General features: G+C 69.2%; 25 protein-coding genes and 2 pseudogenes. 16 read left to right on the top strand and 11 right to left on the bottom strand.

What is annotated here, in order from left to right; all coding sequences use genetic code 11:
* Positions 1-12 precede the first annotated feature (12 nt).
* Positions 13-645, top strand: coding sequence for a membrane protein YczE (yczE, locus tag ACZ1DY_RS02805; protein ID WP_126733180.1), 633 nt, complete (start codon positions 13-15; stop codon positions 643-645).
* 238 nt (positions 646-883) lie between these two features.
* On the opposite strand, the gene ACZ1DY_RS02800 is transcribed toward yczE, so the two are convergent.
* Together ACZ1DY_RS02800 and ACZ1DY_RS02795 are read right to left on the bottom strand one after the other, a co-directional pair.
* The gene (locus tag ACZ1DY_RS02800; RefSeq protein WP_257489406.1) at positions 884-1,408 is read right to left on the bottom strand and encodes a Clp protease N-terminal domain-containing protein; all 525 of its coding nucleotides are present in this window, start codon (positions 1,406-1,408) and stop codon (positions 884-886) included.
* Positions 1,408-1,617, bottom strand: a complete 210-nt coding sequence (locus tag ACZ1DY_RS02795) for a sigma factor-like helix-turn-helix DNA-binding protein (protein ID WP_004559389.1) — start codon at positions 1,615-1,617, stop codon at positions 1,408-1,410. Before ACZ1DY_RS02795 ends, ACZ1DY_RS02800 begins: the two co-directional genes overlap by 1 nt.
* A 61-nt stretch (positions 1,618-1,678) precedes the next feature.
* Here ACZ1DY_RS02795 and ACZ1DY_RS02790 point away from each other — a divergent pair, with 61 nt between their 5' ends.
* The gene (locus ACZ1DY_RS02790) at positions 1,679-2,452 is read left to right on the top strand and encodes a protein phosphatase 2C domain-containing protein (protein ID WP_192747673.1); all 774 of its coding nucleotides are present in this window, start codon (positions 1,679-1,681) and stop codon (positions 2,450-2,452) included.
* A gap of 53 nt (positions 2,453-2,505) precedes the next feature.
* A pseudogene (locus tag ACZ1DY_RS02785) lies at positions 2,506-3,057 on the top strand (DUF998 domain-containing protein); the annotation flags it as partial.
* Between the two features lie 78 nt (positions 3,058-3,135).
* Here the strand turns inward: ACZ1DY_RS02785 and ACZ1DY_RS02780 are convergent.
* Positions 3,136-4,140: a D-cysteine desulfhydrase family protein gene (locus tag ACZ1DY_RS02780; RefSeq protein ID WP_465483536.1), complete on the bottom strand. Its 1,005-nt coding sequence runs from the start codon at positions 4,138-4,140 to the stop codon at positions 3,136-3,138.
* Between the two features lie 61 nt (positions 4,141-4,201).
* On the opposite strand from ACZ1DY_RS02780, the gene ACZ1DY_RS02775 reads away from it, so the two are divergent.
* Genes ACZ1DY_RS02775 through ACZ1DY_RS02765 form a run of 3 tightly spaced genes read left to right on the top strand, consistent with a single transcriptional unit; the run spans position 4,202 to position 7,004 of the window.
* Positions 4,202-5,584, top strand: coding sequence for an amidase (locus ACZ1DY_RS02775; RefSeq protein ID WP_465483535.1), 1,383 nt, complete (start codon positions 4,202-4,204; stop codon positions 5,582-5,584).
* The gene (locus ACZ1DY_RS02770; RefSeq protein ID WP_192747670.1) at positions 5,581-6,129 is read left to right on the top strand and encodes a TetR/AcrR family transcriptional regulator; all 549 of its coding nucleotides are present in this window, start codon (positions 5,581-5,583) and stop codon (positions 6,127-6,129) included. Before ACZ1DY_RS02775 ends, ACZ1DY_RS02770 begins: the two co-directional genes overlap by 4 nt.
* Entirely contained in the window at positions 6,126-7,004 is an 879-nt protein-coding gene (locus ACZ1DY_RS02765; protein WP_465483534.1) for an oxygenase MpaB family protein, read from the top strand. The genes ACZ1DY_RS02770 and ACZ1DY_RS02765 overlap by 4 nt, the downstream gene beginning before the upstream one ends.
* A gap of 208 nt (positions 7,005-7,212) precedes the next feature.
* On the opposite strand, the gene ACZ1DY_RS02760 is transcribed toward ACZ1DY_RS02765, so the two are convergent.
* Entirely contained in the window at positions 7,213-7,746 is a 534-nt protein-coding gene (locus ACZ1DY_RS02760; protein ID WP_465483533.1) for a CGNR zinc finger domain-containing protein, read from the bottom strand.
* 54 nt (positions 7,747-7,800) lie between these two features.
* Between ACZ1DY_RS02760 and ACZ1DY_RS02755 the strand changes: the two genes are divergently transcribed.
* The 5 genes from ACZ1DY_RS02755 (at position 7,801) to ACZ1DY_RS02735 (ending at position 12,305) form a co-directional block, all read left to right on the top strand.
* Complete coding sequence (locus tag ACZ1DY_RS02755) at positions 7,801-8,658, top strand: alpha/beta fold hydrolase (protein WP_465483532.1); 858 nt, start codon at positions 7,801-7,803, stop codon at positions 8,656-8,658.
* Positions 8,659-8,760: 102 nt separating this feature from the next.
* Positions 8,761-10,209, top strand: a complete 1,449-nt coding sequence (locus ACZ1DY_RS02750; protein ID WP_465483531.1) for a hypothetical protein — start codon at positions 8,761-8,763, stop codon at positions 10,207-10,209.
* A complete protein-coding gene (locus tag ACZ1DY_RS02745) occupies positions 10,206-10,610 on the top strand; it encodes a FixH family protein (protein ID WP_465483530.1) in 405 nt (134 codons plus the stop codon). Before ACZ1DY_RS02750 ends, ACZ1DY_RS02745 begins: the two co-directional genes overlap by 4 nt.
* Positions 10,611-10,630: 20 nt before the next feature.
* The gene (locus ACZ1DY_RS02740; protein WP_465483529.1) at positions 10,631-11,764 is read left to right on the top strand and encodes a hypothetical protein; all 1,134 of its coding nucleotides are present in this window, start codon (positions 10,631-10,633) and stop codon (positions 11,762-11,764) included.
* Positions 11,757-12,305, top strand: a complete 549-nt coding sequence (locus ACZ1DY_RS02735; protein ID WP_126733170.1) for a hypothetical protein — start codon at positions 11,757-11,759, stop codon at positions 12,303-12,305. The genes ACZ1DY_RS02740 and ACZ1DY_RS02735 overlap by 8 nt, the downstream gene beginning before the upstream one ends.
* A 58-nt stretch (positions 12,306-12,363) precedes the next feature.
* Here ACZ1DY_RS02735 and ACZ1DY_RS02730 read toward each other — a convergent pair whose 3' ends face one another.
* The gene (locus tag ACZ1DY_RS02730) at positions 12,364-12,618 is read right to left on the bottom strand and encodes a DUF397 domain-containing protein (protein ID WP_126733169.1); all 255 of its coding nucleotides are present in this window, start codon (positions 12,616-12,618) and stop codon (positions 12,364-12,366) included.
* A 349-nt stretch (positions 12,619-12,967) separates the two neighbouring features.
* Between ACZ1DY_RS02730 and ACZ1DY_RS02725 the strand changes: the two genes are divergently transcribed.
* Positions 12,968-13,240: a hypothetical protein gene (locus tag ACZ1DY_RS02725; RefSeq protein ID WP_034310462.1), complete on the top strand. Its 273-nt coding sequence runs from the start codon at positions 12,968-12,970 to the stop codon at positions 13,238-13,240.
* A gap of 5 nt (positions 13,241-13,245) precedes the next feature.
* On the top strand, positions 13,246-13,509 hold the full coding sequence (locus ACZ1DY_RS02720; RefSeq protein WP_185927113.1) for a hypothetical protein: 264 nt from the start codon (positions 13,246-13,248) through the stop codon (positions 13,507-13,509).
* Positions 13,510-13,513: 4 nt separating this feature from the next.
* On the opposite strand, the gene ACZ1DY_RS02715 is transcribed toward ACZ1DY_RS02720, so the two are convergent.
* From ACZ1DY_RS02715 to ACZ1DY_RS02705, 3 genes are read right to left on the bottom strand one after another with little or no spacing between them, the layout of a single operon-like run.
* Entirely contained in the window at positions 13,514-14,371 is an 858-nt protein-coding gene (locus tag ACZ1DY_RS02715; protein ID WP_126733167.1) for an SAM-dependent methyltransferase, read from the bottom strand.
* A gap of 14 nt (positions 14,372-14,385) precedes the next feature.
* Positions 14,386-15,201, bottom strand: a complete 816-nt coding sequence (locus ACZ1DY_RS02710) for an SAM-dependent methyltransferase (RefSeq protein WP_465483528.1) — start codon at positions 15,199-15,201, stop codon at positions 14,386-14,388.
* A 1-nt stretch (position 15,202) separates the two neighbouring features.
* On the bottom strand, positions 15,203-16,060 hold the full coding sequence (locus ACZ1DY_RS02705; protein ID WP_126733165.1) for a helix-turn-helix domain-containing protein: 858 nt from the start codon (positions 16,058-16,060) through the stop codon (positions 15,203-15,205).
* 219 nt (positions 16,061-16,279) lie between these two features.
* Between ACZ1DY_RS02705 and ACZ1DY_RS02700 the strand changes: the two are divergent.
* Both ACZ1DY_RS02700 and gndA read left to right on the top strand, forming a co-directional pair.
* Positions 16,280-17,186, top strand: a pseudogene (locus ACZ1DY_RS02700) (MBL fold metallo-hydrolase).
* A 421-nt stretch (positions 17,187-17,607) separates the two neighbouring features.
* Positions 17,608-19,047, top strand: a complete 1,440-nt coding sequence (gndA, locus tag ACZ1DY_RS02695) for an NADP-dependent phosphogluconate dehydrogenase (protein WP_126732285.1) — start codon at positions 17,608-17,610, stop codon at positions 19,045-19,047.
* A 100-nt stretch (positions 19,048-19,147) separates the two neighbouring features.
* Here gndA and ACZ1DY_RS02690 read toward each other — a convergent pair whose 3' ends face one another.
* Together ACZ1DY_RS02690 and ACZ1DY_RS02685 are read right to left on the bottom strand one after the other, a co-directional pair.
* The gene (locus ACZ1DY_RS02690; RefSeq protein WP_465483527.1) at positions 19,148-19,867 is read right to left on the bottom strand and encodes a Clp protease N-terminal domain-containing protein; all 720 of its coding nucleotides are present in this window, start codon (positions 19,865-19,867) and stop codon (positions 19,148-19,150) included.
* 33 nt (positions 19,868-19,900) lie between these two features.
* Complete coding sequence (locus tag ACZ1DY_RS02685; RefSeq protein WP_465483526.1) at positions 19,901-21,115, bottom strand: NAD(P)/FAD-dependent oxidoreductase; 1,215 nt, start codon at positions 21,113-21,115, stop codon at positions 19,901-19,903.
* Between the two features lie 90 nt (positions 21,116-21,205).
* Here ACZ1DY_RS02685 and ACZ1DY_RS02680 point away from each other — a divergent pair, with 90 nt between their 5' ends.
* Positions 21,206-22,555 carry a nucleobase:cation symporter-2 family protein gene (locus ACZ1DY_RS02680; RefSeq protein WP_126732288.1) on the top strand — a complete coding sequence of 450 codons (1,350 nt, stop codon included), beginning with the start codon at positions 21,206-21,208 and terminating at the stop codon, positions 22,553-22,555.
* On the opposite strand, the gene ACZ1DY_RS02675 is transcribed toward ACZ1DY_RS02680, so the two are convergent.
* Positions 22,552-23,076, bottom strand: a complete 525-nt coding sequence (locus ACZ1DY_RS02675; RefSeq protein WP_465483525.1) for a serine/threonine protein kinase — start codon at positions 23,074-23,076, stop codon at positions 22,552-22,554. The two genes, ACZ1DY_RS02680 and ACZ1DY_RS02675, sit on opposite strands and share 4 nt — an antisense overlap.
* Positions 23,077-23,273 lie beyond the last annotated feature (197 nt).

Here is a 23,273-nt window from a genome sequence, read left to right as displayed (position 1 = left end):
GATGGTGGAGGCGTGGCACTCAAACTCGATCTCCGACCCGTCGGCATCTCCCAGGACACCACCCGCCGGTCGGTCCAGCTCGTCGCCGGGCTCGTCCTCTACGGCGGCAGCATGGCCATGCTGACCAGGTCCGGGCTCGGCCTCGACCCGTGGGACGTGTTCCACGAAGGGCTGATGAAGATCACCGGGCTCTCGTTCGGCACGGTCACCGCGATCGCGTCGGTGCTGGTGCTCCTGCTCTGGATCCCGCTGCGGCAACGGCCGGGGATCGGCACCGTCGCCAACATCGTGGTCATCTCGCTCACCGTCGACTTCGTCCGGCTCTTCCTGCCCGACCAGGACGTGCTCGGCTGGCAGATCCTCAACCTGGTCGCCGGCGTGGTGCTCAACGGTCTCGGCGCCGCGGTCTACGTCGGCGCGCGGCTCGGCCCCGGCCCGCGCGACGGGCTGATGACCGGCCTTTCGGCGCGGACGGGCAAGTCGATCCGTCTCGTCCGGACGCTCATCGAGCTCACCGTCCTGGCCGCCGGCTGGCTGCTCGGCGGCACCGTCGGTGTCGGCACGGTCCTCTACGCGCTCGCGATCGGGCCGCTGACGCAGGCTTTCCTGCCGTACGTCATCTGGCGGGAGCGCGCTCACGCGTGATCGGAGGCGTAACTCGCGTGTGCGGCGGCGTAACTCGCGTGATCAGAGGCGTAACTCGTGTGTGCCGCGTCCAAGCACGCGAGCTACGCCTTCGATCACGTGAGTTACGCGACTGATCACGTGAGTTACGCGAAGCGGGCTTCACGTTGCCGCCGGACGGTGAGGCCGGCGGGTGTCGCGAAAGCCACTTTCGCGACGTCTGATGTCCCGAAAGTGGCTTTCGCGACCCGCCTCCCCCTCAGCTGGCCTCCCGCTGTTCGAGCAGGCGCCGGACGGCGAGGTAGTCGATGCCCCGCTGCGCGAGCACGTCGGCCGCGGCACCGGGGACGGCGGTCATCGCGAGCAGCAGGTGCTCGCCTTCGATGCGCTTGCTGCCGACATCGATGGCTTCGCGGAGGCTCTTCTCCAGCACCTTCTTCGCCTCGGGCGTGAACGGCCGATGACCGCGCCCGGCACGACGGCCGCCGGTCAGCGCGCCGGGGCCGTGGGTCTGCTCGACCCGCTCGACGATGTGCTCGACGTCGATGCCGAAACCGCTCAGGGCTTCGACGTCGGCGTCGCTCATCCCGCCACGCCGCCGGACGCGCCGGAGGTCGTCGGCCAGTTCGTCCGCCGGGCAGCCCAGCGCGGTGAGCACGCCGGTGTGCCGCGCGATGGACGTCAGCAGGTGCAACGCGTCGACGTTCCCCGATCCCTCGTCCGACGCCACGCGCTGAGCCCCGACGACGACATCGCGGGCTTCGGTGGTGAAGCGTTCGAACATCAGTGCCTCCCGTACTTCTTGTGCACCGCTTGCCTGCTGACCCCCAGCTCGGCCGCGATCTCCTGCCAGGACCAGCCGTGCACCCGCGCGCTGCGGACCTGCACGGCCTCGAGTTGTTCCAACAGCCGGCGCAAGGCGGCGACGGCGCGCAATCCCACCCGGGGGTCGCGGTCGCCGGCTCGCGCGGCCAGATCTGTCGCTTCGGTCATGACGTCAACCTACGTTGACATCGCGCCCGCGTCAACCTCAGTTGACAGTTAGGGTCGGGTCATGGTCGAAATCGCAGTGGCCGAAAGGGACGGAGTAGGCGCGGACGGAGCGACGCGCCCGACCGAAGACCACGTCGCCGTACTCGGCAACGCCGTGGTGGTGCTCGACGGGGCGACCGCGCCACGGCCGGATCTGCCGTCCGGCGGCTGGTACGCGAGCCTGCTCGTGCACAGCCTGTCGCGGGCCCTGGCCGCGGAACCACAAGCGGATCTCGGGGTGCTGCTGGCCGAGTCGATCGCCGACGTCGCCCGCCGCGAAGGCCTCGAACCGGGACGATCGCCGTCGAGCACGGTCGCGATCGCGCGCTGGACGGACGACACCGTCGACGGGCTGGTACTCGCCGACAGCCCGATCGTCGCCTTCGGCCCGTCCGGCGCCGATCCGCTCACCGACGACAGGCTGGTCTCGCTGCGCGAAGGCGGTCAGCTCCGCACCGGCGCCGACGTCCGCGCGAAACGCAACGCGCCGGACGGCTTCTGGGTCGCCGAGGCGGAACCGAAGGCCGCCGCCGAGGCCGTCCGCCGCAGTTGGCCGCGTTCGGAGGTCGACGCCCTGCTGCTGGCGACCGACGGCGTCTCGATCGGTGTCGACGAGTACGACCTGTTCGACTGGCCGGAGGTGCTCGCGATCAGCCGGGAGCGTGGTCCGGACGCCGTCCTCGACGCGGTCCGCACGGCGGAGAAACAGGACCCGGACGGCGAGCGCTGGCCCCGCGCGAAAAGGCACGATGACCAGCTACTGGTACTCGTCGACTTCGGGGTAGCCCCAGGGTAAAACCGGGGGCTTCCCGGATCGGAAATCCCCGCCCGCGCGAGCACGCTGGACGCATGACGTTCCCTGGGGAGAGATCGCGGGCCAAGCCCTGGCTGATCGCGTCGGCCGCGGCCATCGGCTGGGCACTGTTCACCATGGTCGTGCTCCACCTGATCAGCTCACGCGATCCGGTGTTCGACACGCTGTCCAGCTACGCCTACGTCGACCGCGGCACGGGCATGCTCGGCGCCAGCGTGCTCTCCCTGTCCATCGGCTCGCTCACCGCGCTCGGCGCGCTGGCCGCGGCCGGGATCCAGCTCAGCCGCACCACGAAGCTGCTGTTCGTGCTGTGGTCGCTCGGGCTGGCGGCGGCCGCGATCTTCCCGGCTAGCTACCCCGAGTTCCCGGATCCGGTCAGTGGCGAGATCCACCTGTACGCCTGCCTCATCGCGTTCCTCAGCCTGCCCGCCGCCGGTTTCACCCTGCGCGACAACCTGCGCGGCACGCCGTCGGCCAAGCTGGTCGGCCGCCTGGCGTGGGGCAGCGCGGCCGGGTTGATCGTCTTCGGGCTCAGCTTCATCTTCGTGCGCCTGTCCGACATCCCGTTCTTCATGACGCTGACCGACATCGCGCCGGTCGGCGTCATGCAGCGGATTTCGCTGGTGGCACACGTGATCCTGATCGCCGGGATGCTGAAGGTCGCGTCAGTGGCGCACCGCGTCGGCGAATTCGGGGGCGTAACCGTAGAGGCCGGGCAGCCCGCCCGTGTGCAGGAAGACAACGTGCTCGTCGGCCGCGAAATGGCCTTCGGCGGCCCACTCGATCAGCGCGGCGCCCACTTTGCCGGTGTACACGGGATCGAGCGCGATCCCTTCCGTACGGCCGAAAAGCCGCACCGCATCCCACGTCCCGGCGGTCGGGATCCCGTAGCCGGGGCCGATCGTGCGGTCGTCGATGTGCAGACCTTCGAGTGACGGCGGTTCGCTCCCCAGCAGTACCGAGGCCGCGATGGTGAGGTCGGCCAGGTTGTCGAGGGCTTCGTCGACCGGATGGCTGACGCAGGCGACGTCCAGCGTCAGCCAGTCGAGGTCCGCGGTCCCGACGACGAGCCCGGCGGACGTCCCGCCGCTGGCGTGCGGGGCGACCAGCCGCGCCCTGGTGATGCCCAGCTCGCCGAGCTGCCCGGCGAGCTCCCGCGCGGCCGCCACGTACCCGAGCGCGCCGACGCCGTCGGAACCGCCGACCGGGAACGTGGCCACTTCGCGGCCCTCGGCCGCGGCCTCGGTGATCAGCCGCTCGTAGGTCCTGCCGGTCTCCTCGCCGTCGCGGCAGATGTGCACGTTCGCCCCGAAGAGGTGATCGAGGGAGACGTTGCCGGACCGTTCGTACGCGTCGCCTTCGCGGGGGACCTTCGCCGTCAGCACGAGCTCGCACCGCAATCCGAGCTTCGCGCAGGCCGCGGCGGTCTGGCGGCCGTGGTTGGTCTGCAGCGTGCCGAAGGTGATCACCGTGTCGGCGCCGTTTTCGATCGCCGCGCCGAGCAGGAACTCGAGTTTGCGCAGTTTGTTCCCGCCAACGCCGAGTGGATGCACGTCGTCCCGTTTGAGCAGCAGGTTCGGCAGGCCGAGGGCCTCACCCAGCCGGGGTGCCGGATGCAGCGGCGTGGGATAGCCGCCGAGGTCGACGCGGGGGAAGCGATCGAGGTTCATGCGCGTCACGCTACCCGGTGGTATCGTTCGTTTGAACGAACGAGACGTGCAGGGGGATCCCATGACCACCTCGAAGGCGGACCTCGCGTTCACCGGCCTTGCCGAACAGGCCTCGATGCTCGCCACCGGAGCCACGACGTCGGTCGAGCTCACGCGCTTGGCGCTCGAAAAGGCCGAGGCCAGCCAGCCCGTTCTCAACGCCTTCAAATGCCTTCGCGCCGAAGAAGCCCTTCGCGAGGCGGAGGAGGCCGACCGGAGGCTCGCCGCCGGCGAGACCGCTCCCCTGCTCGGCGTCCCCACCGCCATCAAGGACGACCTCGACGTCACCGGGCTGCCGACGGCGTTCGGCTGCGAAGGCGACTTCTCCGTCGCGACCGCGGACTCCCCGCCCGTCGCCGCGCTTCGCCGGGCGGGCGCGGTGCTCATCGGCAAGACCAACACCCCCGAACTCGGCCAGTGGCCGTTCACCGAAGGCCCGGCGTTCGGCGCGACCCGCAATCCGTGGGACACCGAGCGCACCCCGGGCGGTTCCTCCGGCGGCGCGGCGGCGGCCATCGCGTCGGGGGTGATCGCCGCCGCGCTGGGTTCGGACGGGGCCGGGTCGATCCGGATCCCCGCCGCGTGGACCGATCTGGTCGGGATCAAACCGCAGCGCGGCCGCGTCCCGACCGAACGCGAACTCTTCCACGGCCTGACCGTGGTCGGCCCGCTCGCGCGCACGGTCGCCGACGCGGCACTGCTGCTCGACGTCGCCGCCGGCACCGGCACCGCGTTCCAGGCGGCCGCCCGCCGCGAACCGGGCCGGATGCGGATCGGGCTGTCCACCAGGATCCCTTTCACCGCGACGAAAACGCGGCTCGATCCGCAGGCGCACGCGGCCGTCGTCCGGCTCGCGGAGCGGTTCGCCGAACTCGGCCACGAGATCGTCGAGATCGAACCCGACTACCGGCTGATCGGCCTCACCTTCCTGCCGCGTTCGCTCGTCGGCGTGCGCGACTGGTCCCGTCGCGTCCCGGACCAGGCGCGGCTCGACCCGCGCACGCGCGCCAACGCCCGGCAGGGTTCGGCCTTGGCCGGTCCGGCGCTGCGGCTCGCGCGTGCCGCGGAACCGTTGCTGCAACGGCAGATCGGCTCGGTGTTCGGCCGGGTGGACGTCGTCCTCACGCCGACCACGGCCACGCCGCCACCCCGGATCGGCACTTTCGACAAGCTCACCGGCTGGCAGACCGACCAGGCCATGATCGCCGCGTGCCCCTACGCTTGGCCGTGGAACGTGCTGGGCTGGCCGGGGGTCAACGTCCCCGCCGGGCTGAGCCCGGACGGCCTGCCGCTCGGCGGGCAGCTGCTCGGCCCCTCGCACGCCGAGGAACGGCTGATCTCGCTGGCCGCGCAACTGGAAGAGGTCGAACGGTGGCAGGACCGCAAACCCGAGACCGCTTGGTGAACACCCGCGAAGCCATTCTCCACGCCGCGCTCAAGGTGGTCGGGGAACAGGGCGTCGGCGGGCTGACCAACCGCCGGATCGCGACCGCGGCCGGAGTCTCGCTCGGCACGCTGACCTACCACTTCCCCAGCCAGACCGCGTTGCTGCGCGAGGCGATGCTGCTGTTCGTCGAGGAAGAGACCACGAAGCTGACCGGATTCGTCGACGCGTACCGCGAGCAGGGCTTGAGCGTCGAGCAGGCCGCGTCGGTGGTCGAGCAGGTCATCGCGCAGCTGCCCTTCGGCACCGACGAACTCGGCGCGCACGAGCTGTACCTGCAAGCCGCGCGCGACCCCGGGCTCCAGGACGCGGCCGCCCGGTGTTTCGCCGCCTACGACGAACTGGCGCTGGTGATCCTGAAAACACTCGGCGTGCCTTCCCCGGAACGGCTGACCGGCCCCGTCGTCGCGCTGATCGCCGGCCTCCAGTTGCGTCGGCTGGCCACGGGTGACGACGGAGTCGGGGTGGCGCAGTCGTTGATGATGCTGGTCCGCGGCGCGTCATGAGCGGGCCGCCGATCGTCAAGGGGACGGCGGCGTGGAAGTACTTCGGCGACTTCCGGGCCGGGCTGCTGGCAGGCCAGGTGCTGGTGCTGCAGGTCGCGCATCCGGTCGTCGCGGCCGGGGTGCGGGACCATTCGGACTACGTCGAAGATCCGTGGACCCGGCTCATGCGCACGGCCGCGTCGCTGTCCATCTACATCTACGGCGGCCCGGAGGGCGCGCGCTACGAAGCGGACCGGCTGCGCGCACTGCACCGCTCGTTCACCGGCGTCGACGACGGCCGCCGGTACAGCGCGCTGAACCCGCACGCCTACGCTTGGGTGCACGCCACGCTCGTCATGGTTCCGGTTGACACACAACGGTTCTATGGAACGCCGATGACACCGTCCGAATTGGACGAGTACTACGCGCAGATGTGCGACGTCGGACGCCTCCTCGGCCTGCGCGAACAGGACATGCCGCCGACATGGCCGGAATTCGAGCGGTACTACGCGGAGATGATCGACGGCTTCGGCCCGAACGAGACGATCTCGACGTTGTTCGAAACGATCCGCACGGTGAAGAAGCCGTGGCGATGGCTGCCCGACGAACGGTGGGTGCGGCTCCAGCGATGGCAGCATCGGGGCCAGATGTTCGTCATCCGCGCCACGCTGCCGCCCGCGTTCCGCGATCGCCTCGGTCTACAGTGGACAGACCGGGACCAGCGCCGGTTCGACCGGTTCCGCGCGGCGGTGCGGCTGGTCGGCGGGCTGGTGCCGGTGACGTCGCGGTCCGCGCTCGTGCGCCGGATCGGCAGGCTCAACGTCTGGTTCCGGGCGCATCCGCGCGCGTATCGCTTCCTCGGCGGCGGTACCGGCCCCGGAAGTGCCCGCCTTTAGTGCGGGGGAGGCAAAGGTGGCAGGTTGCGAAAGCCACTTTCGCAACGTTGAAGGTTGCGAAAGTGGCTTTCGCAACGTCGGGGCCGACGCCGTGCCCCTGACCGGAGCGTGTCGCGAAAGCCACTTTCGCGACGCCTGATGTCCCGAAAGTGGCTATCGCGACACCTGGGGGGCACGGAGACCGCCAACAGGACTAACAAGACAGCATTTAGTCCTCTAAACGCTTTCGGGTGCGGGCGTAGTGGGCGCGGGCCTTCGCCCGGTTGCCACAGCGCGCCATCGAGCACCACTGGCGCGACCGCCTCGGCGAGGCGTCGCAGAACCGCAGGCCACAGTCGTCGGCGGCGCAGATCCGGACCGCGACGTCCTCGGTCGCGAGGTGGATCGCGTCGGCCGCGAGCGCGCCGAGCGCGGCGACGACCGACACCGGCCTCAGTTCCTTCACCGGCTTGCCGTCGTCGTAACGCAGCCACGGCAAAGGCGCGCCGGACGCCATCTCGTTGACCAGAAGGACATCCGCGCTCCGCGGCTCACCCAACAGCACTTTGTCGACGGCTTCCCGCAGCACCCGCGCGGCCGACAGTTCACCCGCGCTCGCCTCACTGACGGCGAACCCCATGAGCCGCAGCCATTCCGCGAGGGCGGCGGGGTCGGTGAGCAGCTCCCGGCCGTCCTCGTGCCGCTCGCGCACGGTGTTCACGAGGTCGAGACACGGTCGCCCGCCGTCGAAGACCCACTCCATCCGATGATTCTAACCCTTGTCATCGGTTAGGACGTCGGTCTACCGTCTAACCCCATGAACCGGTTAGAAAGCGAGACCGCTTCGGTCAACGGCATCCGCCTGCACTACCTGCGTGCCGGGGAGGGCCCCGCGCTCTTCCTCCTGCACGGTTGGCCGCAGACGTCCTTCTGCTGGCACGAGATCATCGGCGAACTGGCCGAAACGCATACCGTCATCGCCCCCGACCTGCGCGGTTACGGCAAATCGGACAAGCCTCGCGAGGGCTACGACAAGCGCACGATGGCGGCGGACGTCGCCGCCCTCGCCACCCACCTGGGTTTCGAGCGGGTGTCCGTCGTCGGGCACGACCGCGGCGGCCGGGTCGCCCACCGCTGGGCACTGGACCGGCCCGATCAGGTCGACCGGCTCGCCGTCCTCGACATCATTCCCACCAGGGAACTCTGGAAACGCCTCGATACCGGGATCGGCCGCGCCTACTGGCATTGGCTGTTCCACCTTCAGCCGGATCTGCCGGAACTGCTCGCCGGCCGGGACATCGCCGCCTACCTCGGCTATTTCTTCGAACGCTGGACGCATCAGCGGCAGGGGCTGAGCCGGGAGGCCGTCGGCGAATACGTCCGCGCGTTCTCGGCGCCGGGCGCCCTGCGGGCCGGCTTCGACGATTACCGCGCGTCCTTCCCGCACGACGCGGAAGCCGACGACGCCGATTTCGACGCCGGTCGCCGCCTCGAACTCCCCGTGCTGGCGCTGTGGGGAGCAAGCGGCCTGCTGGGAAAGCTGCCGACGCTGGAGATCTGGAAGGACTACGCGAACGACGTCTCCGGTGCGGCGATCGAAGAATGCGGCCATTTCCTCGCCGAAGAACGCCCTCAGGCCCTGCTGGAAAATCTGAAACCGTTTCTTCTCGGCTGAGACCCCCACCCGCGGTAAGGGGCGCGGTCCCCTTTACGGGGGACCCCGGTTCACCCCGCGCCGTGACGCTTTCGGAGACCGTCGTCGTTAACTTCGACCGGGATGGGGAATTCACCGAGGGGGCGGCGCACGACGCCGTTGGTCATCGCCCGCGTACTCGTGCTCTGCGCGCTGGCGTCCGTTCTGCTGTCCGGCACCGCTCAGGCGGACGGCGTGTCGAGCGGCGCGGACGTCCAGGTCGCGCAGACGCTCGGCACCCGGGATCTCACGGTCATCCTGCGCCGGATGGACATCGCGCCCGGGCCGCTGCACGTCGACGTCGTCACGCACACCGGAAGCGCGCCGGGAACGCTGAAACTGCGTGCCTCGACCGCCGGGACGACGTTTTCCGAGACCACCGTGCCGCTGGACGGCAAACCCGGCGCGCATTCCGCGCGGCTCCAGGTCGACCAACCGGGACCTTGGGAGCTCGGCCTCGACGACGGCACGGACACCGCGTCGATCCCGTTCATCGTCCCGGCCAGGGTCATCCCGCCGTGGGAGAAGGCCACCTTCGGCGGTTTCGTCGCCGCGGGCGTGTTCCTGGTGCTCGGTCTCGTCATCGCGATGCGCGTACGCCGTCCGCAGCTCGCGCTGATCCCCGCCGGCGGGATGGTCGCCGCGCTCGCGGTCGCGATCACCGGCGCGATGCTCTCCGCGTCCACCCCGCCGCCGCCCGCGCCCGGCGCGGAGCTGGATCCGACGATCGACAACATCCGCGACCCGTACGCGAACGCGCAGATGTCCACTGTGGACTTCTCCCGGCCGCCGGTGAATCTGGCCGTGCACTCGCCGAACGCGCGATCGGGCGGCCTCGCCGAGGTCCGGATCGCCGTCGCCGACGGCGCGACCGGCCGCCCCGTCGACGATCTTTTGGTGCACGACAACGCGTTGATCCACCTGGTCGTCATCTCGCCGACGGGCAGGCTGTGGCATCTGCATCCGGTGCGGGTCGGCCCCGGTGACTACCGGGTGAAGTTCACCCCACCCGAGGCCGGGACCTACGCCGTCGCCGCGGAACTCGCCCGGCGAGGCGGCGGCGTGCAGCTGGCCCGCACCACGCTGAGCGTCGCGAGCGGAACGGACTCCCCCGCCGAACCCGTTCCCGCCGGAGCGGGAAAGCGAGTCGTGCAAGGCAACCCGGTCGATGTCGAGGTCCGGCAGGGGAAGCCGACCACGATCACCGCGCGGTTCGGGAAGGCGGATCTCCAACCCTGGCTGGGCATGCTCGGCCACCTGATCGTCGTCGGCCCGATCACCGGCGACCACCGGGTCGGCGCGGATGCCGCTGCCGCGCCGACCTGGGCCCATGTGCATTCGATGATCCCGCAATCGCCTGGGATGCCGGGAAAGCCGGACGAGACCGTCGCCGCGTACGGCCCCGACGTCCCGTTCACCTACACCTTCTCCGCGCCCGGCAAGTACCGGATCTGGTTGCAGGCCGAACGCGACTACACGGTGCTGACCGTGCCCATGCAGATCGAGGTCCCGGCGGAAGGGGCGCCGCAATGACCACAGTGGACAGACGAAAGCCAGTCCTGCTGATTTCCGTGGTTTCACTACTCGCTGTGGCGATCGCGACTTGGCTGGTGTGGCCGAGCAGCGGCGGGGCACAGGTGCAGCGCTCGACGCAGGGCCCGTACACGGTGCAGCTGTCGGTCGAAGACCCGCACCAGGGCGGGAACGTCTTCGCCCTGACCGTCACGGGCGCCACGCCGGACGTCGTCACCCTCGAACCCGTGATGCCGCAGATGGGGCACGCGCTCGCCCCGTCGCCCGCGATCGCGGAGGCACCGGGGAAGTTCCGCACCGGCGACGTCCTGCTGCCCATGTCAGGGCAATGGGAGATCACCGTTTCACTGCGCGGGCCGTCCGGCGCCACGCAGCACGTTTTTCCTTTGCTGGTCAAGTAAAGAGAGGGAGGTCGGGGGGTATGGATCTCACCGCGGGAGGAGCGAGGGCCGTCTCGGTGGCACGCAGTGAACGCACCGGTCTCATACCGGCGGGCACGGTGCTGGCCGGATCGGTGATCTCGCTGATCGGGCTGACCTGGGACATCCAGTGGCACGGCGACGTCGGCCCGGACACGTTCTTCACGATGCCGCACCTGTTCCTGTATTCGGGCAGCGCGATCTCCGGGCTCGCGAGCCTCGTGGTCGTGCTGATGACCACGGCCGCGCGCCGGACGGGCCGCCCGATCGACGCGCGCGTCGGTGGCCGGGCGATCAACGTCTTCGGCAAGGTCTTCGCCGCACCGGCCGGCTACCTGGTGACCGGCACGGGCGCGGCGATGTTCCTGCTGTACGGCCTGTGGGACCAGTGGTGGCACGGTCTTTACGGCTTCGACGCGGTGATCGACTCGCCGCCGCATATCGGGCTGCTGCTGTCGATCACGCTGAGCATCATCGGCACGGTCATGGTCTTCGCGGCCGCGCGGGAACACCGGTGGGGCACCGTCGGCGTGGTCGGCAGCCTCGGCGTGCTGATCGCGTTCAGCACGGTGACCGTGCTGGGGTTGCAGCAGATCGACGTCGACGGGCTCGACGTCGTCTCCGTCGGCATCGCGCTGCTTTCGGTGCTACTCGTCTCGGCGGGCGCGGGATTCTGGGCGCGGCCCGGCGGAGCGGTCCGGGTCGCCGCGGCACTGGCGGTCATCCAGGCGATCACCTGGTGGTTCTCGCCGTGGGCCGCCGAGGCGTACGCGGGCGCCGTCGGCCTGCCGATGCGCGACTACATCGACGGTGTTCCCGCGATGCCCTCGATGATGCCGATGGCGCTGCTGCCCATCGCGGCCGTGCTCGAAGCGGTCTACCTGCTTTCCCGGCGCGGCTGGTCCGCGGGCCGGGTTTCGGTGCTGGCGGGCGGGATCGGCGGGCTCCTGGTCGGCGCGAGCATGCCGATCCAGAACGCGATCGTCTACGACGCCGACCGGATGCCGTGGGCGGTCGTGTTCGCGACGGGCGCCGCCGGCGCGGTGATCGGGCTGCTCGGCGGGTTCGCCGGCTGGCGTTTCGGCGGGATGCTGGGGCTGCTGGCCCCGGCGAAGGGGGACAACGCGCATGCGTAAGACACTGCTGGCACTGGCGGCGGCGATCGGTCTGCTGTTCGCGACCACGCCCGCGGCGAACGCCTACGAACCGGTGAACATCGTCCACACCGAACGGGTCCAGGTCGGTCCGTACGGGATGACGGTCGGCTTCAGCACCTGGCCGTTGCGCGCCATGCAGTCGCTGGACTTCACGTTCATCCCGGACGACGGGATCGCCGGGAAGTCGGGGACGCTCGCGTTCCTCAATCCGGAGACCGGGCGGCTGGGCCGTCCGCAGCCGCTGGCGAAGCATCCGCGGAAACTGGAGGTGTGGGGACTGGACATCCGCGCCCTGCAGACAGAGGGCTCGTGGACGTTCCGGTTCGAGATCGAGGGACCCGCGGGCAAGGGCACGGGTGAACTGCGGGATCTGGCGGTGCTCGAACAGCCGGGGCCGCCGATGGCGGTGAGCTGGTCGATCAGCCTGATCCCGCTGATCGTCCTCGCCGTGCTGATCGCCGTCGCCTGGCGTAGGACGAAATCCAGGCTGCGCGGGAACGGGCTCCCCGCCACGGTATGACTCGAAGTGACCGAAGATCGGATGGCTCGCGTGTCCCGATGGGCACGCGAGCCGTTCGTCATGGGCTCAAATCGAACTGTCCGGCCTTGACCGCAACGAGGAAGGCGTTCCACTCACCGGAATCGAAGACGAAGACGGGACTGTTGGCCAGTTTGGTGTCACGCACTCCCACCAGGCCTTCACGGGCGAGGTTGACCTCGACGCAGTTCCCCCCGTTGGGCTCACTCGCGAAGGACTTCTCCCACGCGGAGTCGTCGAACAGCGACACGGCCGTGGTCGGATCGTAATCCGACGCCGATGGATAATCGGCCATTGGTCGTACCTCCGAACGTCGGTCGGGGGTGCGGGCCGCGACCTGCGCGAACCGTCACCGTCCCGGCTTCTCCCTGCCTCAACGGGACTATCCCGCACGGCCAAGTGGGTGATCAACTCCGCCCACCCTCGACATGAAGATTATTCCAGGAGTAGGATTAATCGCAGCGGCCGGGGCTCGGTTGTTGGTGATTCGCTCGCAGCACGCGGACACCCCGGCGACGGCGTCACCGGGTGCGTCAGCAGGGAGTTTCGCCGTTCCGGCAGGACACCGACGGCAGGTGACCGGCGGGAACACCCACCCCGCGGCGCATGACCACCCACCGCCGACCTCGTGGGGGAGGATCAGCGTGATCATTCAGGACACCATGCCGGCGACGGTACTGGCCGTCGGCAGGCTCATGGCCGGGACGGCGGGCGAAAGCCGCCGCTCCGCGCATCTCTTCGACTTGCACACCGGGGGTTCGCACCCCGAATTCCTGCACGCCCGCTGCGGCGCGGCGATGCCGTACGACCACCTGGAATGGGTTCCCGTCGGTTCGGGGATGCCCTGTGAGCGTTGTCTCGGCCTCGCCGGTTCGGCCGACCAGGCGCGGTTGCCGCGTCCGAGCCGGGGGGTGTGACCGCCATGGCCGTCCGTCTCACCACGCTGCTGTTCCGCCGTGAGGACGAACGCCTGGCCTCGGCGAAGCACCACCACCGCACCATCGGGCTCGAACTGCGTCAGCGGTTCGGGTTCAGCCTCATCCAGGCGCCGCTGCGCAAACAGCCGCCGTGGAACTCGGAGATCGACGCGCCCGGCGCGCACCGGGACCCGATCAGGACCGGCCGGCCGCTCGAAGGTCGATTCGACCTGACACCCATGGTCGGGCATCTGACCGGCCGGGCCTGATCGCTCAGGGCTTGCGGCCCAGCCCGCCGAGCCCGCCGGTGAAGGTCGGGTCGTCCGCGAACCGGTCGCTCGCCCGGGAATCCGCTTCGTCGAGATGCCAGGTGGCCATCCAGTCGATACCCGGCTCCACCATCTCCAGGCCGTCGAAGAACGCGGCGAACTCCGCGCGGGACCGCAGATGGAACGGCGCGCTCGTCTTCTTGTACAGCTCCTGGACGTTCTCCCGGTTGTCGCCTTCCTTGCGGGTGACGCCGTCCTCGGTCAGATGCGAGGACAGGAAGTACGAACCCGACGGCAGGAAATCGAGATACCGCTGGACCATCTCGTGCACGGGCTCCTCCGGGCCGAGGAAGTACAGCAGGCCGACCAGCACCAGCCCGATCGGCTGCCGCGGGTCGAGCACTCCGGTCTCGAGGGCGCGTTTCCAGATGTCGGCGGGATCCCGTACGTCGCCCTGCAGGACCGCGTGCCGCCCGAGCAGCCCCTCCCGTTCCAGCAGCAGCTGGGAATGCGCGACGGCGACCGGCTCGATGTCGACGTACACGACCCGGCTTTCGGGATTGATCGCGCTCGCGATCTGGTGGACGTTGCCGACGGTGGGCACGCCGGAGCCGATGTCGAGGAACTGCGTGATCCCCTGGCGGGCAAGGTAACCCACGCCGCGGCCGAGGAAGTCGCGGCCGACGCGGGCGAACGTCTTGACCTCCGGGAACTGCTTCAGCACCTGCGAGCCGAACTCGCGGTCGATGGCCCAGTTGGCCGAACCGCCGAGGAACCAGTCGTACACCCTGGCCACGTTGGGTCGTTCGAGATCGACACCTTCGGGAGCCGCGGGGTCACTGGGGTCGTGCTGCGTCGTCATACCGTCACACCTCGTCAGAAACCGGGTTTGCGGGCGACCCCGCCGATGGCGCAGTTAAGCGCAGGCGAGTGGGGGTCGTCCAGCCGCCATGCGCCGACCGGGACGAGACCCGGTGCCACGAGGTCGAAATCGCCGAAGAAACCGAGGATCTCTTCCTTGTCGCGGAAGGACACGGGCGTGCTCGACTGCTCGTACTGCTTCACCACGCGCTGGACCTGTCCCAGCTCGTCACCCTCCACGTCGGACATCGTGACGTGGGACAGGACGTAGAAGGAACCCGCGGGCAGCAGCCTCCGGTAGCGCGCGACGACGGCGGCGAGCTCGGGGCCCGGCACGAAATGCAGGACCGCGACGGTGAGCAGGGCCACTGGTTTCGCCGGATCGAGCACGCCGGTGTCGATGGCGCGTTCCCAGATGTCGTCCGCGTCGCGCAGGTCGCCGCCGAGCACCGCGTGCCTGGCGGGATCCCCGTTCTTTTCCAGCAGGATCCTGGCGTGCGCCACGGCGACCGGCTCGTTGTCGACGTACACGCACCGGCTGTCGCCGTCGGCGTCGCCGGCGATCTCGTGGACGTTGCCGACCGTGGGCACGCCGGAGCCGAGGTCGAGGAACTGGTTCACGCCGTGCTCGGCGCAGTACCGCACCGCGCGGCCGAGGAAGGCGCGATTGGCCCTGGCGAGCGAGCGGATGAGCGGGAACGCCTTGACCATCTGCTCGCCGAATTCCCGGTCCACCGCCCAGTTCGCGGTTCCGCCGAGCGCCCAGTCGTAGATCCGGGCGGCGTTGGGCCGCTCGAGATCCACGCCGTCGGGCAGGAACCGCGGGTCCATCTCAGGATTGCATCTGGGTTCTGTACAGCTCGGCGAGTTCCTTGAGGAACTGCCGGGTCTCCTGGCGTTCCAGCGCGGCGCCGCGCAGCCTGTCCCAGGAGTCGACGAAGATGTTGAAGTCCTTGACGTCGTCGAGGTACAGCCCGCCCGCGGAATGTTCGATGTAGACGAAATCCCTGGTGCGATCGGGAAACCGCATGATGGTGAAGTCGTTGGGCACCGCGGCGAGGCGCGCGCCGAACGGCAGGACGTGCACGTACACGCGCGGATGCTTGTCCAGCGCCAGCAGATGCTCGACCTGGTCCAGCATCACCGCCGGGGCGGAGCCGCCCGGAGCGCGGCGCAAGGCGCCTTCGCTGATGATGAACCGGTAGTAAGGCGGCTGCTGCTGTTCGAAGACGGCCTTGCGGTCCAGCCGGTTGCGCACCAGGGACGTGACGTCCGTGGCGCCCGCTTCGGTGAACTGCTTGAGCATGTAGTGCTCGGACTGCAACGGGCCGGGGATGCGCTCGCCGTGCCAGGTGAGGATCTCCGCGGCCGCGGGTTCGAGGTCGGTGAAGGTGCGGAACCAGTGCGGCACCACGGATCGGTAGCCGGACCAGTGGCCGCGCTGCCCGGCCGCGGCGCGGGCGAGGTTCATCAACGTGTCGGCCTCGTCGCCGTTGATCCCGAACGCGTTCAGCATGGATCGCACATCCCCGAGCTTGACCCCGACGGCACCGGACTCGATCTTGTTGACCTTGCCCTGGGTGCAGCCGAGAACCTCGGCGACCTGCTGCTGTGTCATCCGCGCGGCGTTGCGGGCATGCCGGAGCTCGTTCCCGAGCTGCTTCCGGCGCGAGGTGACGGTGCTGGCCATCGCCTTGCTCTCCCGGACCACATAACCAGGACCGCGGCTGCCCGCGGTCCTGCGCGCGAATACTCGAACCCACCCAGGGTACTTCACCTTGAGGGGTTCGATGATGACATTGCGCAGCGTTCCAGGAAACGGCCGAAAACACCAGTCACCTGGTACGTCACCCTGGTGGCGGAGCGATCTCGTCACATTTCGGGCACGCCGGTCGGGCATAGTGACCGAGTGGACCAATCCCCCTTCGCCAGCCAGGTCACCGATGGTGTCTTCGGCTACTTTCAGCCGGACGGCTCGTGGTGGATCAACAACTGCGGGTTCGTCGCCGCGGGTGAGCACACAGTGCTGATCGACACTTGTTCGACCGAACGGCGTACCAGGGCGCTGCTGGCGACGGCGGAGTCGGTGGGCGGGGCGCCGGTGACCACCGTGGTCAACACGCATCACCACGGCGACCACACGAACGGCAACTACCTGGCGGCCGGCGCGACGATCATCGGGCACCGGAAGACGCGCGAGGTGATGGTCGCGACCGGGATCAACACCTACGAGAACTCGTTCACCGGCAACGACTGGGGCTCTGGAACTGCGGCCGCCCGAAGTGCTGTTCGACGACCGGCTGACCGTGCACGCCGGCGACGTCCGGCTGGAGCTGATCCACCCCGGACACGCGGCGCACACCACCAACGACGTACTGGTCTGGCTGCCGGAACGGCGGGTGCTGTTCGTCGGCGACCTGATCTTCAACGGCGGCAGCCCCTTCGCGCTGATGGGCTCGCCCGCCGGCTGGCGGAAGGCGCTGGACCTGGTCCGCGAACTGGAGCCGGAGACGATCGTGCCGGGCCACGGGCCGGTTTGCGGCCCCGAAGCGATCGACGTCGTCGACGGATACCTGGGTTTCCTGCAGAAACTCGCTTCATACGGGAAGGCCGCCGGGCTGACGCCGCTGCAGGCCGCTCGCGAAGCGGATCTCGGGCCCTACGCGGCACTGTCCGAACAGGAACGGCTTCCGGCGAACCTGCACCGGGCTTACGCCGAACTGGACGGGCTGGAGTGGGGTGCGCCGATCGATCTGGGGGCCGCGCTGGCGGACATGGTCACCTTCAACGGCGCCCCGATCCGCTGCTTCTCCTGACGGCCTCGCACCTCCGCGCCCGCCTCGCCTGCCGCGTGTTGCGAAAGCCACTTTCGCAACGTTGAAGGTTGCGAAAGTGGCTTTCGCAACGCTCCCCGGGCTCGCGCTCTCACTCGCTTCATGCCCGCCGCACGCGTTCCCCATGCCGCATTCGAGACCCTCAGCGTCCCAATTGCGCCAGTGGAAACACTTGAAACCCCTGCTCACCGCACCCCGAAGCCCCGCACGCAGCCCCCACCCGTCCCTGGGGGGCGACCCCGATCCCAGCGTACCGCCGAGAGCGCCGCACCAGGACGCGTGCGCCGAGTTGTCCACAGGCGGGCCGGGTTGTGGACAACTCCCGGTTGATCCCTTCTCGCCCCGGCGCCGTATCCCTCGACGGGGATAGGCTCGGCACGGGAATCGAAGCGGAAGGGTGCGGATGAGCAAGAAGGCGAGCATCGGGGTCACCGGCCTGGCGGTCATGGGCCGCAACCTGGCCAGGAACCTCGCGAGGCACGGGCACACGGTGGCCCTGCACAACCGTTCCGAGCAGCGGACGAAGGAACTGGTCGAGCAGTTCGGCGACGAAGGCGACTTCATCCCGGCGTATTCGGCGCAGGAGTTCGTCGACGCGCTGGAGCGGCCGCGCCAGGTCGTGATCATGGTCAAGGCAGGCGCGCCGACGGACGCGGTGATCGACGAGTTCGTCCCGCTCCTCGAGAAGGGCGACGTGATCGTCGACGCGGGCAACGCGCACTTCGCGGACACCCGGCGCCGCGAGGCCGCGCTGCGCGAGAAGGGCATCCACTTCGTCGGCACCGGTGTGTCCGGCGGCGAGGAGGGCGCGCTGCACGGGCCGAGCATCATGCCCGGTGGGTCCAAGGAGTCGTACCAGTCGCTCGGGCCGCTGTTCGAGGACATCTCGGCGAAGGTCGACGGCGAGCCGTGCTGCACGCACGTCGGCGCGGACGGCGCCGGGCATTTCGTGAAGATGGTGCACAACGGCATCGAGTACGCGGACATGCAGCTGATCGCAGAATCGTTCGATCTCCTGCGCGGCGCGGGCGGTTACTCCCCCGCCGAGATCGCCGAGGTCTTCCGCACCTGGAATTCGGGCAGGCTGGACTCGTACCTGATCGAGATCACCTCGCAGGTACTGGCCCACACCGACGCCGCGTCCGGTAAACCGTTCGTCGACGTCGTGGCGGACCAGGCGGAGCAGAAGGGCACCGGCCGCTGGACCGTCCAAATCGGACTGGACCTGGGCGTGCCGATCAGCGGCATCGCCGAGGCCGTCTTCGCGCGTTCGCTGTCCGGCTCGTCGAGCCTGCGCGCGGCCTCCCGCGGGCTCGGCGGCCCCTCGCGCGCTCCGCTGACAGGGTCCGCTTTGGACACTTTCGCGGACGACGTCGAGCAGGCGCTGTACGCGTCGAAGGTGGTGGCGTACGCCCAGGGCTTCAACCAGATCCAGGCGGGCGGTGCCGAATACGGCTGGGACATCGACCTCGGCAAGGTGGCGTCCATCTGGCGCGGCGGCTGCATCATCCGCGCGAAGTTCCTGAACGACATCACGGCCGCGTACGCCGAAGAGCCCGCGCTGCCGACGCTTCTGACCTCAGGCGGCTTCCGCAAGGCCGTCGAGGACGCCCAGGACTCCTGGCGTTCGGTGATCTCGACGGCGGTGCGGCTCGGCATCCCGACCCCGGGATTCTCGACCGCCCTGGCCTACTACGACGGTCTGCGCGCGGAGCGGCTCCCCGCCGCGCTGGTGCAGGGGCAGCGGGACTACTTCGGTGCCCACACGTACCGCCGCGTCGACCGCGAGGGTTCGTTCCACACCGCTTGGGCGGCCGACGGCCGTCCCGAGTCCTCCGCCTGACAGGGCTGACAGGCCGCGTGATGGCCCCCGGCTACCAGGGGCCATCACGCGGCCAACAGGACGAGGGCGACGAACACGAGGACGGTGAGCGCGACCCGCGTCATGTCCCGCGCGCCGCGACGATCTCCGTCAGCGCCTGCAGGATCAGCTTCTCGGTCTTCTCCTTGGTGAGCCCGAGCCGGGTCAGGAGGTCGTCGCCGAGCTCGAACAGGGCCAGCAGGATGTGCTCGGTGCCGATGTAGTTGTGCCCGAGCCGCAACGACTCCCGCATGGTCAGTTCCAGCGCCTTCTTGGCCTGCGCGCCGAACGCCATCTTCGCCGCCTCCACCGGTTCGCCGGCGGGTTCCGGCAGCCTCGCCTCCGCGGCCTCGCGGACGGCTTCGAGGGTCACCTGCTGCGCCACGATCGCCCCGGCGGCGAGCGCGGCCGGTTCCGAGAGCAGGCCGAGGACCAGGTGCACAGGCTCGATCTGCGGGCTCTTCGCCGTCACCGCCGCGTCCCGTGACGCGACGACGACGTGCCGCGCGCGATCGGTGTAGCGGCTGAACACCTTCACCAGATCTTCGAGCGAAGAGCCACTGGAGTCGACAAAGCGCTTCTGGGCGGCCTGTTTGGACACCCCCATGTTCTTGCCGATTTCGGTCCAGGACGCGCCGGACCGCCGCGCCTGGTCGACGAAGTGACCGATCAGATGGTCGGCCACTTCGCCGAGGTGCTCGCCGAGGAAGACCGCGTCGGACAGCTGGCCGAGCACGTCACCGTCGGGATGCTGCTGCTTGATGTGCGAGATGAGGTCGTCTAGCCGGACTGGATTCGCCATGCCGTCAACTTTAGGTTGACGGAGCCGGGATCGTCAACCTCGGGTTGACGCCAAGGTGGCCTTGAGGTCGAAGCCGTTGGCCTCCAGCGTCTCGAACCGTGGCTCCGGGTCCGCGGCGAACAGGCGGCGCGCGGCGATGTGATCCGGTGGCCGGTTCACCGACTCCACCCCCACGAGCACGCCGTCGCGGAACGACAGCACCGAGAACTTCCCGCCCTCCCGGTCCCCGGTCACGACGGTCTTGTCCGCCCCGGTCAGCAGCCCGGCGATCTGAAGTTTCGCGCCGAGCTGGTCGGTCCAGAACCACGGCAGGCTCTCGTAGGGCGCGGGTTCACCGGCGATGACGGCCGCGACGGCCCGCGCCTGGTCGACGGCGTTCTGCACCGACTCCAGCCGGGTCGCCGTACCCGCCTGGACACACGGGAAGTTCGCGCAGTCGCCCACCGCCGAGATCTTCGGATCGCTCGTGCGCAGATGCTCGTCGACGACGACACCGTTCGCCACGGCGAGGCCCGCCTCTTCGGCGAGCCGTGTCCGCGGCACCACCCCGACGCCGACCAGCACCAGGTCGGCGAGCAGCCGGCTGCCGTCGCTCAGTTCCACCTCGGACACCCGGCCGTCACCGTGCAACGCGGCGACGCCCGTGCCGAGCAGGATCGTGTGCCCGGCCCCTTCGTGCAGAGCCGCGAAGTACGCCGAGACCTCGGGAGTCGCGACGCGGGCCATCAGCCTGTCCTGCGCCTCCACGATCGTCACCGGCCGTCCGGCGTGCGCGGCGAATTCGAGCCCGATGAACCCGCCCCCGACCACCACCACGTTCGCCGCGCTTTCCAGCGCGGCCCGCAACACGTCGGCGTCGTCCTTGGTGCGCAGGGTGAACACACCGTCCAAAGTGGAGCCGGGGACCGGCAGGACACGGTTGTCCGCGCCCGTCGCGAGGACGAGATGGTCGTACCCGTGGGCGCTCCCGTCCTCGAGCACCACCTGCGAGGCGTCGCGATCCACCGTCGCGACACGGCCGGGGATCAGCTCGATGTCCTTCTCCGCGAAGAAGTCCTCGGGTCGCAGACGCAACTGGGCGTCGCCCACGGTCCCGGCGAGGTAACCCTTCGAAAGCGGAGGCCGCTGATACGGCAGGCCGGGTTCGTCACCGATCAGCACCACCCGGCCGTCGAACCCCTTGTCCCGCAGCGAGGTCGCCACTCCGAACCCGCTCTGCCCGGCCCCTACGACGAGGACGGTCTCCATCGGCGCTCCTTCCGTTGTACCCCGATGTCCATTCAACACCGCCCCTTCGCACCATGATCCTCACGCGGTGGACGCGCTACGGTCGGTTCCATGAGCAGGCCCGAAATCCACCCGGTCGACGCCCGGCCGCCGCTGCCGAAGCTGACTTTGCTCGGCCTGCAGCACATGACGATCATGTACGCGGGCTCGGTGGCCGTCCCGCTCGTCGTGGGCAGCGCGCTGAACCTGGACGCGGCGACGATCGCGCTGCTGGTCAACGCGGATCTGCTGGTCGCGGGCATCGCGACGCTGATACAGGCGGTCGGGATCGGGAAGATCTTCGGTATCCGGCTGCCGGTGGTGGCCGGTGCGACGTTCACCGTGGTCAACCCGATGATCATGATCGCGTCCCAGTACGGCATGCAGGCCGTCTACGGCGCGATGATCGCGTCGGGTGTCTTCGGGCTGCTCATCGCGAAGCCGTTCGCGAAGATGATCCGGTTCTTCCCGCCGCTGGTTTCGGGCACGCTGCTCATGGTCATCGGTATTTCGCTCATCGGCCCGGGCGTCGGCCTCATCGCCGGCCACGACACCGGGTCACCGGATTACGCGAGGCCCGCCAACATCGCGCTCGCGTTCGGCGTGATCGCGGTGATCGTGCTGTTCACCCGGGTCCTGCGCGGGTTCGCGAGCCAGATCGGCCCGCTGCTGGCGCTGCTGATCGGACTGGTCGCGGCCATCCCGATGGGCCTGGTGAGCTTCAAGGGCATCGCCGACGCCGGCTGGTTCGGCCTCGCGTCACCGTTCCATTTCGGACCGCCGACCTTTCCGATCGCGGCCGTGCTCTCGATGTGCGTCGTGATGCTGGTGACCTACACCGAATCCACCGCCGACCTGGTCGCCGTCGGCGAGATCACCGGACGTCCGGCCACGGACTCCGACCTCGCGCGCGGCCTCGCGACGGACGGTCTCTCGGCCATCCTCGGCGGCGCGATGAACTCGTTCCCCGACACCGCTTTCGCGCAGAACGTCGGCCTCGTGCAGATGACCGGGGTACGCAGCCGTTGGGTGGTCGCGATGGCCGGCGGCCTGCTCGTGCTGATGGGCCTGGTGCCGAAGGTCGGCGCCTTCGTCGCGGCCGTACCGGAGCCGGTGATCGGCGCGGTCGCGGTGGTCATGTTCGCGATGGTCGCGGCGGTGGGCGTGCAGAACCTGAAGAAGGTGGAGTTCTCCGGCAACCACAACACCTTCATCGTCGCGGTGTCGGTGGGGGTCGGCTTGTTGCCCGCGTTCGCCACGAACCAGTTCGGAAACTCGATCTTCTTCCAGCATTTCCCGGCGTGGCTTCAGACCATCTGCGGCAGCCCGATCACGGTCGCCGCGATCGTCGCCTTCACCCTCAACCTGCTGTTCAACCACCTCGGCAAACGCCGGGACCCGGATCTACTGCAAGCGCCTTAACAGAAGAGCCACTTCGGCCACAGCTTGCACTCTTCGGTCGGCGTCGTCGAAGGCGGTGGCGGAGTCGGGTTGGGCGGCTGCGGAACGACGGTCGACCCGGTCGTCCGCGGGGGATCGGCGGGGGCGTTCGACGACGTCGGCGCGGTGGTGGGATCCGGGGAGTCGGACGTCTGTACGGCCGAACTCGACGTGCGGCGGCTGGACGTCGTCCGGCTGGGCCGCGACGAAGGCTCCCCCTCGCCGGTTTCGACCGTCTCGGTGGACGGGACCGCTGATGTCCCGCCCGCTCCCCCGTTGTCCGAAGGCCGCTTCGGCATCTCGATGACACTCATCTGGTTCGGCGCCGCATTCGGTTCGGGCTCCGAATCGAATCCGACGAGGACAGCCGCCGCACCGCAGGCGACGACCACGGCGATCACCACCGCGATAACTCTCCAGCGTGACTTTGCCCGTGACTCCTCGTGGTCGTCCCAGCCCTCGCGAATAAGCAGGTCGGCGACCGAAACGTCGTCGTCATCCACCAGCTGAAACCTTTCGCACCGGGAACGAGCGAAGAGTAGTTTTACCGCAACTCACCGCCGAATGGGTGAAGTTAACCAAAAATTATTCACCCGATGGAACACGCCAGCGTAGGCCAGTCACACAGCGTGTATTCATCTGCTCCCGCGTATATCGGCGGTGACCGACCTTCGGTTCGCGTATACAGCGCCCCCGGCGG

It is taken from the genome of Amycolatopsis sp. PSD-21, from assembly GCF_055561455.1.
The sequence above is the reverse complement of the archived record's forward strand: the minus strand, read 5'-3'. Positions and strand labels throughout refer to the sequence as shown.